This window comes from uncultured Marinobacter sp., assembly GCF_947488835.1.
Taxonomy (GTDB): Bacteria; Pseudomonadota; Gammaproteobacteria; order Pseudomonadales; family Oleiphilaceae; genus Marinobacter.
This window is the reverse complement of record NZ_CANLBK010000004.1, coordinates 366,171-378,531: the sequence shown is the minus strand read 5'-3', so window position 1 is coordinate 378,531 and position 12,361 is coordinate 366,171. Positions and strand designations below refer to the sequence as shown.

The 12,361-nt window shown below is 52.0% G+C and carries 13 protein-coding genes; 11 read left to right on the top strand and 2 right to left on the bottom strand.

All coding sequences use genetic code 11. The features are described 5' to 3' along the window. The 4 genes from Q0824_RS15365 to Q0824_RS15350 all read left to right on the top strand — a co-directional run. Window positions 1-862: DUF2059 domain-containing protein (locus tag Q0824_RS15365; RefSeq protein ID WP_298452618.1), on the top strand; the 862-nt coding region annotated here is incomplete at its 5' end. A gap of 109 nt (window positions 863-971) precedes the next feature. Then, window positions 972-1,325, top strand: a complete 354-nt coding sequence (locus Q0824_RS15360) for a zinc ribbon domain-containing protein (protein ID WP_298452615.1) — start codon at window positions 972-974, stop codon at window positions 1,323-1,325. A 137-nt stretch (window positions 1,326-1,462) separates the two neighbouring features. Next, on the top strand, window positions 1,463-2,113 hold the full coding sequence (locus tag Q0824_RS15355; protein ID WP_298452612.1) for a glutathione S-transferase family protein: 651 nt from the start codon (window positions 1,463-1,465) through the stop codon (window positions 2,111-2,113). Window positions 2,114-2,210: 97 nt separating this feature from the next. Further along, a complete protein-coding gene (locus tag Q0824_RS15350; protein WP_298452609.1) occupies window positions 2,211-2,624 on the top strand; it encodes a hypothetical protein in 414 nt (137 codons plus the stop codon). A 169-nt stretch (window positions 2,625-2,793) separates the two neighbouring features. Here the strand turns inward: Q0824_RS15350 and Q0824_RS15345 are convergent, their stop codons facing one another. Then, window positions 2,794-3,600, bottom strand: coding sequence for a hypothetical protein (locus Q0824_RS15345; RefSeq protein WP_298452606.1), 807 nt, complete (start codon window positions 3,598-3,600; stop codon window positions 2,794-2,796). Window positions 3,601-3,753: 153 nt separating this feature from the next. Next, window positions 3,754-4,821, bottom strand: a complete 1,068-nt coding sequence (locus Q0824_RS15340) for a beta-N-acetylglucosaminidase domain-containing protein (protein ID WP_298452604.1) — start codon at window positions 4,819-4,821, stop codon at window positions 3,754-3,756. 127 nt (window positions 4,822-4,948) lie between these two features. On the opposite strand from Q0824_RS15340, the gene Q0824_RS15335 reads away from it, so the two are divergent. From Q0824_RS15335 to Q0824_RS15305, 7 genes are all read left to right on the top strand, one after another. Further along, window positions 4,949-6,010 (top strand): acyltransferase, encoded by a 1,062-nt coding sequence (locus tag Q0824_RS15335; protein WP_298452601.1) that lies wholly within the window; start codon window positions 4,949-4,951, stop codon window positions 6,008-6,010. A 52-nt stretch (window positions 6,011-6,062) separates the two neighbouring features. Continuing rightward, the gene (locus Q0824_RS15330; RefSeq protein WP_298452598.1) at window positions 6,063-6,521 is read left to right on the top strand and encodes an ATPase; all 459 of its coding nucleotides are present in this window, start codon (window positions 6,063-6,065) and stop codon (window positions 6,519-6,521) included. Window positions 6,522-6,660: 139 nt separating this feature from the next. Then, window positions 6,661-7,737, top strand: a complete 1,077-nt coding sequence (locus Q0824_RS15325) for a TRAP transporter substrate-binding protein (RefSeq protein WP_298452596.1) — start codon at window positions 6,661-6,663, stop codon at window positions 7,735-7,737. Window positions 7,738-7,836: 99 nt separating this feature from the next. Continuing rightward, the gene (locus tag Q0824_RS15320) at window positions 7,837-8,382 is read left to right on the top strand and encodes a TRAP transporter small permease subunit (RefSeq protein ID WP_298452593.1); all 546 of its coding nucleotides are present in this window, start codon (window positions 7,837-7,839) and stop codon (window positions 8,380-8,382) included. Beyond that, a complete protein-coding gene (locus tag Q0824_RS15315; RefSeq protein WP_298452590.1) occupies window positions 8,379-9,674 on the top strand; it encodes a TRAP transporter large permease subunit in 1,296 nt (431 codons plus the stop codon). Before Q0824_RS15320 ends, Q0824_RS15315 begins: the two co-directional genes overlap by 4 nt. Before the next feature lie 208 nt (window positions 9,675-9,882). Next, window positions 9,883-11,193, top strand: coding sequence for a cyclopropane-fatty-acyl-phospholipid synthase family protein (locus Q0824_RS15310; protein ID WP_298452667.1), 1,311 nt, complete (start codon window positions 9,883-9,885; stop codon window positions 11,191-11,193). 11 nt (window positions 11,194-11,204) lie between these two features. Beyond that, the gene (locus Q0824_RS15305) at window positions 11,205-12,329 is read left to right on the top strand and encodes an NAD(P)/FAD-dependent oxidoreductase (protein ID WP_298452587.1); all 1,125 of its coding nucleotides are present in this window, start codon (window positions 11,205-11,207) and stop codon (window positions 12,327-12,329) included. Window positions 12,330-12,361 lie beyond the last annotated feature (32 nt).

Here is a 12,361-nt window from a genome sequence, read left to right as displayed (position 1 = left end):
ACTTTTAATCACACTAAATGGATTAACCATGATCAAACATCAATACAAACTATTGCTAGTAGCAATATTCTTATTTTCGTCGTCTTTAAGCTATGCTGATGTTTCCGATGAATCAATAAATAAATTGTTGGACTTGTCAGGATTAACAATGCAAATCGATCAATTTCCAGGCTTGATCAATGCAGGCATGGAGCAAGCTAAACAACAAGGCACTCCAATCCCTGATGCTCAATATCGTTCAATGGTAAACAGTGCAGATGAATCGATTGTGCCCTCAGAAATCATTGAGGGAATCAGGATCTCTTTAAGAAAATCGATTAATGAAAAAGAGGCAAAGAAACTATTGGCTTGGTATGAGTCTGATTTAGGGAGAGAGATTACACGCGCTGAAGAAAGTGCATCTACCCCTGAATCATACCAAAAGATGATGCAATCGGCACAATCTCTATTGGAAAATTCAGAGCGAGTCGAATTTGCCAACAGACTTGATGTATTAATGGGTGCAACTGATATGACAATGGGTATACAAGAACATACTGGCATTGCAGTTTACTCAGCAATCATGACTGCAATGCAGCCAGACGCACCATTAAATATAGAACCATTTAAAGCTCAAATGGACGCTGCAAGCGAGCAAACACGTGCAGCAATAAAGCAAATGGTTACTATTTCTTTTTTATATTCATATAGAAATATTGAAACGAACAATTTGAAAAAATATGAAAAATTTCTAAATGATGCTACGACACTGAAATTTAATAAAACCATCATGGATAGCATGAATAGTGGGCTTGAATCTTCAGTATCAAAATGGGCTGATTTATTAGCCAAAATATTTAAAAGTAAGAAGCAACAAAGTTAACAAGTTGCTGCACACGGATTCCGCAAACTGTCCCGATTTTTGCAGAGCAAAAGTACGGGCCAATTTTCTCCACCAGTGAGCAAGGCGTTAACAGATAAGGAGATCGAATATGTCACGTTTTTGGGATGCATTTCAACACCTCGAAATTGCGCAAAATCGCAGAAAAAGTGGTGACGCTCAGATAGATGCAAAAACTGCCCTCCGCTCGATTGATGAGCTGGAAGAAAAAGTAGATCGTCTGTCTTTACTTTGCCACGCGCTATTTGAAGAGTTGGAGCGTGCCACAGGCTTCTCCGAAACCCAGCTCAAAGAGAAGATGACTCAAATAGATCTTCGCGATGGCAAAAAAGATGGAAAATATGATCCGGTTATGGGAGCGGATTGCCCGGACTGCGGGCGTCAAGTAAAGAAAACTCGGAAAAATTGTTTTTGGTGTGGTGCAAGCCTCCAACCTTTGACATAAGCGAACACCGTTAACCAGTGCATGCACGGCGACGCCCATTACATTGCGCCTTGGGCTATCTCAGCCAGATGGAAGTCCAGTGCGCATAACCGAGTGTCTACTTTTAGTGGGTAGGATCAATTTTCAAGGAGTGAACTTTGGAACTCGTAATCGGGAATAAAAATTACTCGTCATGGTCGTTAAGGCCTTGGCTGCTTTTGTCGGTCCACGAGGTACCTTTTAAGGAAGTGCGGATTCCGCTGAATCAAGCCGGTACATCCACTGCGCTTGCGCAGCATACCGTTGCTGGGAAAGTCCCGGTACTCAAAGACAATGACCTGGTCATCTGGGATTCACTGGCAATTTGCGAGTATATTTCAGAGCAGTATCTAGACGGCCGCGGATGGCCAAGTTCCGTTCGTGCACGAGCAGAAGCAAGATCTTGCTGTGCAGAAATGCACTCGGGGTTCACAGAAATTCGAATCCAATTGCCAATGAATTGTCGCGCAATCGGGCGCAAAGTCCCTCTTAATACAACCTTTGAGCGAGAGATAGCTCGGATCGACCGAATCTGGTCACAGTACCGAGAAACCTATTCGGCTGCCGGTCCGTGGTTGTTCGGTGAGTTCTCTATTGCAGATTGCATGTTCGCTCCAGTTGCGTCGCGATTTAAAACCTACGGAATCAAAGTCTCGGCGGTATCGACAGAATATATGCAGTTCGTCCTCGACCATGAACAAATGAGGGAGTGGGTTAGCCAAGCTCACGGTGAGCCCGAAACCATAGATGTATCTGAGGTAGGAATATAACAATCATTGTCACGGCGACATCTACTACATTGCGGCTTCGCCCCCATTCCGCAGCCGCGCACGCTGATGGCGTTATACAGACTAAGGAGAGTCAGATTTGAAGTTAACCAATGTAGTCCCGTGGGGCCGGTCTTTTGAAGAATATCAAGCGATGTTTGAGCTATCGGATGATGACCTGAACAAGAAAATTCTAGGTTGCGGTGATGGCCCTGCAAGCTTCAATGTAGACGCAACAGAGCGTGGAAGCCAAGTTGCTTCCTGCGATCCGGTTTACCAGTTTCAGGTCGGCGAAATACGTCGCCGGATTGATGAAGTGTACCCGGAAATCATGACTAAAGTGCGGCAGGACGCAGACAAGTATATTTGGGAGTCACTGAGTAGCGTCGAGCATCTTGGCGGGGTTCGCATGAATGCCATGTCGAAGTTCCTGGCCGACTTTGAGGCGGGTTGTCAGCAAGGGCGGTATGCAGAGTGGCGACCGAAGTCCGTGTCTTTCCTGTTGTATCCTTAGACGGAGAGGTCTCGAAGCATTTGGATCAGGTAATGACCGCTTTATCTGCCGATGGGATGGATGTCTCATTGCAGCCTGTCAGTTACCGGTTTCAAAAAGGTGCTACTGAGATGTTGGTGGCAAAGTCCGTATAACCAGTGGTGTTACGGACGCCACTGGCGTGGCGCCGCTAGCGTTCGCCCCTCGCAGCCAGAGTAACCCAGGATGCCTCTGCGTCTACAAGGTATTTATAGAGCCCCCGGATTGTGCTCTCATCGAACATCCTCATTTCCGGTGTTGAATGGCATTCCTTGAGTTCAGCCAGTTCTTCATCGCTCAGGTGTTCCAGTATAACGTAACTGGCTAATTGGCTATATTTTGTCGTTTCACGGGACATCTCTTCGAACTCGGCCTCATTATAGTATGAGTCCATCATTTCCCGGGTTCGCGCTATCATCGGATACTTTTCCTTCATATCCAGATTCATCAGCCAGAACATCTGCTTCGTGGCCTTCAGCCAGATTTCCGGGTTGCGATATTGGCTCTGCAGAGGTTTCATTTTTTCCATTCGATCGGGGTCTGGCTCGGTAATACCCAGATCGAGGGGCACCAGCTTATCGCGAAAGGCTTGTGCGCCCTGCCTGGTCAGTCGCTGGTATTGAGCGAATTGGTATTTTTTCATGGAATCACTGGTGAAGCATTCGATTAGGCCCGCCACATGCTTTTGTTCCAGAGTTTTGGTGAACTCCTGCACCGAATAGCTATAAATCGCCTGAACATCGAGCTTACCGGCGAAGTCGCGGAAAATCCGTGCAAGCTTTTCGGTGGGCACTCCCCGGGCAGTCCGGTTGTTGGCCTCAGAAACGCTCAGGCGGAAAGATAATACTTTCAGGTCAAGTCGACTGGCTTCTACCAGCTTTTTTACGTCATCCGGTGAGACTTCTGCTCTGGCCAATGACATGGTGACCAGTAACAACAACACAACAAGGTACTTCATAACGACCGCAAGCACTGATTAACTCAGAGCACTCCTTTGCGTCTTTTGAAAAAACAGGGCGCAATAATACCACCTGAACTTTAGGTAATGTGGAAGTGGCCAGCAAAACAAGGAGTCTGCGTGGCAGTTAGTATCGGACCCATGAAACGCAACTCACTGAGTCTGAACCATCTCATCCGTCACCTTGTACTCTCCCACCAGCCACCGCAGAATTTCAGTGGCTGCCGGGTGGTCGTAGGCATCGTACGTGCGCATTAAGCTTTGCCGCTTTTCCTCGCTGATTCGCCCTAACCCTGCATCCTGAAGTACCAGCAAATCACTGTGAAGCTGCACTGCCAATTCCCTTCCCAGCACTTCCTTGGCGGCATTGAAAAACGCATGTCCGTACTGGTATTCAGAACCCTGGCGATAGGATTCCGCCAGAGTTATGGCAGGTATTCTGGTTAACGTGGGCTGAAGCGCCGGGTTGATGCCATGGCCGGAAATATAAGCGCCGTTTGCCGCCGGCCGCCCTGTAAACCCTCGCAGGTGAAGGTGCTGCGACATGCGGTCGCCGTCGTTCACCGGGTAGTTGTCCCAGAGTACAGGTTTGCGCCCAAGCTGCTCATTCACCCGTTTGAGGTGCCCCGGGGAAATCTCTCGGGAACAGACCTCCTCTCCGGTCCAGAAAACCTGAATATCGTGATGCAGCAGGCGGCCAAGGGTTTCCAGATAGCCTGGTGGGCGTTCACCGAACACCCGATCCAGCACCGGATCATCGGAATAGTAACTGGGACATATTGAGAGAACCCGAGCCTGAGTGCGCTCCCGAATCCAATGCATGATCTCTACCTGGGTTTCAGCAAGCCCCGGAGTGTCGGCGCGCATGTCATCAAACAGTATGGCCAGCTCATCAATCCCGATACGATCAAGCTGTTCGAGTTTTGTGGCCAGCGCACTACGGGCGGCATCATCAAATTTATTGAAGACTTCAAAGGGGCTCAGGCCAACACCAAACCGCAGGCCTTGTTTGCGACAAAACCGACCAAACTCCGCCAGCTCTGACACCATTTCCGGCGGGTGAGGCTCTTGCCAGCGGCGGCGCAGAAAAGCGTCGGCCTTGGGTGCATACAGATAAAAGCCGTATTCATGGGGCGCCAGCGCCCGAACGAGCTGCTGTCGCTCTTGCCAGTTCCATACTGGCCCGTAAAAGCCTTCGATAATGCCAAGTGTTGTACCCATGGCGCTCTCCCTATCAGCTCGGTGTGTTAACACATGGTATACCTACCGCAAGCGAATGGTATATCTCATCCGTATTGTCGGGCGCAAAAGCAAGCTACTATAAAGCGAAATCCCGACGGAACCGGCTATGAACCCATCTCAGGCAAGGCTGGGCAGTCTTGATGCATTGCGCGGCCTCGCTGCTCTGGGGGTAGTGCTTTTTCATTATCTGCCCTATTACGACAAACTCTTTGGCCATTCCTTCGAGTTGCCACAACTGCTGACAGACACACTGCTGTTTGGCCGTTACGGCGTGCACCTGTTTTTCATTCTCAGCGGCTTCGTTATCTTCATGACCCTGGAGCGCACCCGCAACGCTGCCTGGTTTGGTTTGGCGAGGGCGGTGCGTCTGCTGCCAGCTCTGTGGGCCGGCATTATTCTTACGTTCACGTCTGTGCATCTTCTGGGCCCCGAAAGCCGAGCGGTCAGTTTTGAAACCGCCTTGCTCAACGCAACCTTACTCCATGAATATTTTGGCGCTGAGCATGTGGACGGCGCTTACTGGAGCCTTGTAATAGAGGTGACGTTCTACAGCTGGATGGCGTTGCTGTTTTATACCTTGCGAGACTGGTCACGGCTGCGCCTGGCCTTCTGGGTGTGGATGCTGGTGAGCTACGTGGGCGTGATCTGGTGGAAACAGATACCTGAAAGTGTGGAGTTCCTGGTCAAGGACCTGATGTTTGTGAAATACGCCCCACTGTTTATCGGCGGCATGCTGATTTACCGCCTATACCGCTACGGCCGCCCGGTGGTGGCAGATTCGGTATTGCTGGCACTGGCGGTTTGCCACGGGCTACTTGCCTACAAAATGCCTTACAGTCTGTTTGTTCTGGGTTGCTTCGCGGTGTTTGCCCTGGCCGTTGCCGGGCAACTGAACTGGCTGGCCAACCGGCCTTTGCTGTGGCTGGGCGGTCTCTCCTACAGCCTGTACCTGGTGCACCAGAACATTGGATATGGCGTGATTAGTTGGAGCTACAGCGCAGGCCTGCCCGGATGGCTGGGCGTAGCTCTCGCACTCTGCACAGCAATCGCGCTCGCCTCACTGATTCATTACACCGTTGAAAAACCCGCGCAGCGTCGGTTCAGAAGCTGGCGCAACCGCAATAGCACAGCGCAGACAATCGGCACCCCAGCAAAAGTAGCCGAATAGGCTAATCTGTGATCACTGGCTTGAGCAAACACCCGATTAACGGAGTTCGACCATGGAAATAAAAACTTTTGAAGACCTGATTGACTGGACTCGCCAACTGCACGATCACTTGGCAAAGTGCCTGCAAGATGCAGCAGAAAAGCATAGCAATGAGCGCGCAAGTGCGCTGATGGATTACGTTGCCAGCCATGAAACCCGGCTGGCAAATGCGGTTGTAGAATTCGAAAAGCAGGCCGACCCCAACGTACTGCAAACGCGCCTTTATGATTATCAGAAGCACACACCGTTTACCCCTGGCGTGGCCTGCGACCCCCGGCTCACCACCATGAGCTTTGATGACATAGCCCGAGAAGTCTTTGCCTTCCATGATGAGGTTATGGAACTGTACAAAACACTCATTGGCAAGGCGGAAATCGAAGGCGCGAAAACACTGCTTGAAGACCTTCTCGCCCTTGAGCAACACGAAGCCATGCAGCTTTCCAGCCAGATCGGGCGAATGGCCGACCTTTGAGCCGCCCTACGACCTATGTCGTACCGGGTTTGTTTTTCATTTTACTGTGGTGAGTTACTTGATAATGTAAACTAGTTGAAAGGCCTCCCCAAAGAAGGTCCGGCTCGATCCATAACAATGACAAAAGGACACAAGAGCAATGAAGATTCGTTCTGTTCTATCGGCAGCCGTACTCGCCGTAGCTGCTACGTTCACCTCAGCACAAGCATTTGCCCAAGACACTTTCACCTTGAAAATGGCAGAAACCTGGGGCCCTAACTTCCCGATTTTTGGTGACACTACCAAGAACTTTGCCAAGTCCGTAGAGACCATGTCAAACGGGCGCCTGAAAATCCGCATTGATTCTGCCAACAAGCACAAGGCACCTCTAGGCGTGTTTGACATGGTGAAAGCTGGCCAGTACGACATGGGCCACTCCGCCTCCTACTACTGGAAAGGCAAGGTTCCCGAGACCCTGTTCTTCACCAGCATGCCCTTTGGCATGAATGCCATGGAACAGTACGCCTGGTTTTATCATGGCGGTGGCATGGAGCTTATGCAGGAAGTGTATTCACCTCACAACATGCTCTCCTTCCCCGGCGGTAACACCGGCGTTCAAATGGGAGGCTGGTTTCGCGAAGAGATCAAATCACTGGATGACCTGAAAGGTCTGAAAATGCGCATCCCGGGCTTCGCGGGCGAAGTTTTTGCCGAAGTGGGCGTTAACCCTACCAACATCGCACCGGGCGAGCTGTACACCGCGCTTGAGCGCAACACCATTGATGCGGTTGAGTGGGTAGGCCCAGCTCTGGATTTGCGCCTCGGCTTCCAGCAGATTGCCGATTACTACTACACCGGCTGGCACGAGCCCTCCACCGAGCTGCAGTTCCTGATCAACAAGAAGGTTTGGGAAAAGCTGCCGGCTGATCTGAAGGAAATACTGCGTGTTGCCATGCGCACCGCGTCCTACGACATGCTGGTGCTTTCTCAGCACGCCAACGCGGAAGCCTGGGCCAACATCAAGAAAGACTACCCGAACGTGCAGATCAAACAGTTCCCGCAGGACATTTTCCAGGCTATGTACGATGCCAACAAGAAGCTCCTGAAAGAAGCGTCTGAAAGCAACGAGCAGGCAGCCAGGATTGTAAAATCCCAGCAGGACTATTTGGAACAGAGCCGCGCTTATACCGATATTTCTGAACGCGCCTACCTGAATACTATGGGCACAGTGAAGTAAGATAGCGTCTGAAGAGGAGCCGGGATCGCTCTGAAGGTGATCCCGGCTTTATTGTTTATGGCAACAGCAAAAGCGCCACCCCCAGGCGGAGGATAGTGAATGCAGTGGATTATAAAGCTGGATGAGGGCCTTGCCCGTGTGTCCATTTTTTGCGGCTGGATTGCCTGCGTCGCAATGCTGCTGATGACGGGCAACGTGTTTTACGATGTTGTCGCTCGATACGCGTTCAATGAAGTATCCATCGGCATGCAAGAAATGGAATGGCACCTTTACTCAGTGGTATTTCTGCTCGGTATCCCCTACGCACTGCGCACTGACGGCCACGTAAGAGTTGACGTGTTTTACACACGCTGGAGTGGCAAGGCCAAAGCCTGGGTGAACCTGATAGGCGCCCTTCTGTTCGTTGTACCATTCGCATGGCTGATAGGCATTTACGGTTATGATTTTGCGCTGGACGCCTACGCCATGGGCGAAGGCAGTGGCGATCCGGGGGGATTGCCGCACCGGTGGATCATCAAATCTGTGATCCCGCTCTCGGCGTTTTTTATCGCTATTGCCGGCCTTAATATGGCCACTTTTGCCCTGCGCGTGATGGCAGGCGACAAACAGTACGATGTTGAGAACAGCGGAGGTGGCCTCGCATGATCGGTATGATTATGTTCCTCGTCGCCCTGTTCATGCTGATGCTGGGCTTCCCTGTTGCGTTTACATTTGGCGGCGTTGCATTGTTCTTTGGCGTGTTTGCAGAAGGCATGGAGTTATTCGCCTTCATGCCCTATCGCATCATGAGCGTTATGCACAACACGGTGTTGATGGCCGTGCCCCTGTTTATCTTTATGGGTGTTGTTCTGCAGCGCACACGCCTGGCAGAGCAGTTGTTAACGTCCATGGGCCGTTTGTTTGGTGGCCTGCCTGGCGGTTTGGCCATATCGACCATTCTAGTGGGCGCTCTGCTTGCAGCCTCCACCGGTGTTGTGGGGGCCAGTGTGGTTGCCATGGGTTTGATCTCTCTGCCTGTCATGCTCGCCCACAAGTATGACAAGCGCCTGGCAACCGGTACTATTTGTGCGGCTGGAACCTTGGGGCAAATAGTTCCCCCATCGATCATTCTGATCATCCTGGGCGATGTGCTTGGGCTTCCAGTAGGCGATCTGTTCAAGGCTGCCGTCGGGCCGGGCGTCGTTCTTATCGGCCTCTACATTGTCTATATCCTGGTCATGACCCGCTTCAAGCCGGAGACTGCCCCGGCCATGCCCAAAGACGACAGCGTGTCCCGTAAAAAGGAAATCATGAACGCCCTACTGGCGATCATACCGCCGCTGGCATTGATTGTTATCGTGCTTGGCTCAATCTTTACCGGTATCGCAACACCCACAGAATCCTCCGCATTGGGTGGCGTTGGCGCCATCATTCTGGCCATCATTTATCGCCAGTTCTCATTCCAGATGGTGTGGGACGCCTCGAAAGATACAGTTAAGGTAACCGCCATGGTGTTCGCCATCCTGATCGGTGCAACGGCCTTCTCCATGGTGTTCAGTTACACTGGCGGCGATTACCTTCTGGAAGAATGGATGCTGGCGCTTCCGGGCGAGAAGTGGGGCTTTATCATCCTCGCCATGCTGGTGATTATGATTCTGGGCTTCTTCATCGACTTTGTGGAAATCTCCTTCATCATCGTGCCTATTCTGGCACCGGTGGCGGAAGCCTTGGGCATCAACATGCTCTGGTTCGCTATCCTCATTGCCATGAACCTGCAAACCAGCTTCCTCACCCCGCCTTTCGGATTCTCACTGTTCTATCTCAAAGGGGTTGCACCGCCAGAAGTGCGAACCGTCGACATCTACAAAGGGGTATTGCCATTCATCCTGCTGCAGGTGCTGGTATTGGCGATGATCGTGGTATTCCCGGAGTGGTTTGGTATGAGCTCGTCTTACTAATCCCTCTTGCAGCCGGGTCGCCCGACCCGGCTGCTATCCTTCTCCCCGCACCGACCTGACAAACGCAAAACATTTTCTATACTGAACAAACGATCAAACATTCTCAGATGAGTATTCGGGATTAGCCTTGGCGGCGAGCCGCCGGCCTGAACAGCAATGTTAAGGTAAAGAGGAAGAGTCCGTGAACCAGAACAGCGTCCCAAAGAGCATCAAACGCAATGCTCTATCCACTGGGCTAAATGAACACGCCAATCAGCGTCATGTCCTGAACCTTCCTTTACAGGATACTCACGTAGAGCGCGCACCCCACACCCACGAGCGCTGGCTGATAGCCAAGCTGTTGCGCATGGCTGGGTCTCCCCCGGTCCGCTTCCAGCTATGGAACAGCGATGTGATTGAACCGCCGGAGCAACCGGCCCGGTTTACCATAACGCTTTCAGACCCAAAGGCACTCTATGCCTTGGTTACCAATCCAAACCTGGCTTTTGGAGACCTGTACAGCGCCGGGCGCCTGGATGTTGAGGGCGATCTGCCGGAACTCATGGTCGCGATCTACCAGTCTATCCATCAAGCCCGGCAAAAATGGCCTCGATGGCTTGAAGCCTTATGGCGAAACCACGCTCCCCGCTCAACCGGCCTGATGGAAGCTCGTGACAATATTCACCATCACTATGATCTGGGCAACGACTTCTATCGGCTTTGGCTGGATCAGGCTGAAATGCAGTACACCTGCGCCTACTACGAGCGGCCCGAGCTGAGTTTAGAGCAGGCACAGCTGGCAAAGATGGAACATGTATGCAGAAAGCTCAGGCTCAAGCCTGGCATGACTGTGGTTGAGGCCGGCTGTGGCTGGGGCGGGCTTGCGCGCTACATGGCTCGGAACTATGGGGTAACCGTTCACGCCTACAACATTTCCAGAGAGCAGATTGCCTACGCGCGCGAACAAGCGCGCCAGCAAGGTTTGGAAAACCAGATTGAGTACATCGAAGACGACTACAGAAACATCCAAGGACAATACGATGCGTTCGTTTCGGTGGGCATGCTGGAACATGTAGGCAAGGAGAACTACCTCGAGTTATCTGAGCTGATAAAACGCTCACTCAGCCCCAACGGTATGGCGTTGCTTCACAGTATTGGCCGGAACACGCCCATGCTGATGAACGCCTGGATTGAAAAGCGTATTTTCCCTGGGGCCTACCCCCCCAGCATTGGTGAAATCATGACGCTGTGTGAACACAGCAGTTTTTCCGTGCTCGATGTAGAAAACCTCCGCCTCCACTATGCCCACACCCTAAGTGCCTGGCTGGAACGCTTTAATGCGGCAGAAGCGGGCATCTCTGATATGTACGACGAGCACTTTACCCGAGCCTGGCGAATGTATCTGGCCGGATCCATTGCTGCCTTCCGGGCCGGTTCGCTGCAGCTTTTCCAGGTTGTGTTCACCCACGGCGACAACCACCAACTGCCAGCAACCCGACAGGACTTGTACCACTTCCCCGCTGCCCCCGAAAACGTTTGAGGTTACCGGCTATGGAAACATATGACCTGATTATAGTTGGTGCCGGCCCCGCGGGGTCGACTCTGGCCAAAGCTCTGGAAAATAGTGGCAAGCGTATTCTGCTGGTTGATAAGCAGGATTTCCCTCGGGACAAAACCTGCGCTGGCTGGGTAACCCCCGCCGTTATTGAAGCCCTCGACATTGATTTGACTGACTATGGAAATGCTCGAACGCTTCAACCTATACGCCGCTTCCGAATTGGGATGATGGGGCAGCCTGCAGTGGAAAACGATCATGGCAGTACCATCAGCTATGGTATCCGCCGCTGTGAGTTTGACGATTACCTTTTGGCGAGAACCAACGTGCCTAAACAGCTTGGCACACCCGTAAAAAGCATTGTTCGAAAGGATGATCGCTGGCTGATCAACAACACTTTCAGCGCCCCATTGCTGGTGGGTGCCGGCGGGCACTTCTGCCCGGTTGCGAAACTGATTGGCGATGGCCCGGGAGGCCATGAAACCGTCGTGGCCGCCAAGGAAATCGAATTCGAAATGACCCCGGAGCAGGCCAAAATCTGCAAAGCCCGAGGAGACACACCCGAGCTCTGGTTCTGCAAAGACCTCAAAGGATACGCTTGGGTATTTCGCAAAGGCAATTTCCTGAACATTGGCCTGGGCCGCGAAGACAACCACAAACTGACGGAGCATCTACAGGATTTTGTAGAGAGTATGAAAGCAGCAGGCAGGATTCCATCCGACCTGCCCGGGCGCTTCAAGGGTCATGCGTATTTGCTCTATGATCATGCCGCACGAGCGCTGGTAAACGATGGCCTGCTGCTTATTGGCGATGCCGCCGGGCTTGCCTATACCCAAAGTGGCGAAGGGATTCGCCCAGCGATTGAATCCGCATTACTGGCAGCTGACGTCATCCGGGATGCACAGGACTTCTCCGTCACCTCCTTGCAGGCCTATGGCGACGCAATAGCAGCGCGCTTTGGCCACCGCGGATCTGTTACAGAAGAGGGTTTTCAGGTGCCGGACTGGATCAAAATGCCACTTGCAGGCACCTTGATGCGATCTCACTGGTTTACGCGCAGGGTAGTGACTGAAAAGTGGTTCCTGCATCAGGAGGTACCCGCCCTGGCTGCAAATTCGTGATGCACGCCCTGTAGGCGGTTATAAAATATTCA

Excerpts from the sequence above, each read along its gene's own strand:
- Q0824_RS15360 (WP_298452615.1), top strand. The coding sequence starts at position 972 with ATGTCACGTTTTTGGGATGCATTTCAACACCTCGAAATTGCGCAAAAT.
- Q0824_RS15345 (WP_298452606.1), bottom strand. The coding sequence starts at position 3,600 with ATGAAGTACCTTGTTGTGTTGTTGTTACTGGTCACCATGTCATTGGCC.
- Q0824_RS15340 (WP_298452604.1), bottom strand. The coding sequence starts at position 4,821 with ATGGGTACAACACTTGGCATTATCGAAGGCTTTTACGGGCCAGTATGG.
- Q0824_RS15335 (WP_298452601.1), top strand. The coding sequence starts at position 4,949 with ATGAACCCATCTCAGGCAAGGCTGGGCAGTCTTGATGCATTGCGCGGC.
- Q0824_RS15330 (WP_298452598.1), top strand. The coding sequence starts at position 6,063 with ATGGAAATAAAAACTTTTGAAGACCTGATTGACTGGACTCGCCAACTG.
- Q0824_RS15325 (WP_298452596.1), top strand. The coding sequence starts at position 6,661 with ATGAAGATTCGTTCTGTTCTATCGGCAGCCGTACTCGCCGTAGCTGCT.
- Q0824_RS15320 (WP_298452593.1), top strand. The coding sequence starts at position 7,837 with ATGCAGTGGATTATAAAGCTGGATGAGGGCCTTGCCCGTGTGTCCATT.
- Q0824_RS15315 (WP_298452590.1), top strand. The coding sequence starts at position 8,379 with ATGATCGGTATGATTATGTTCCTCGTCGCCCTGTTCATGCTGATGCTG.
- Q0824_RS15305 (WP_298452587.1), top strand. The coding sequence starts at position 11,205 with ATGGAAACATATGACCTGATTATAGTTGGTGCCGGCCCCGCGGGGTCG.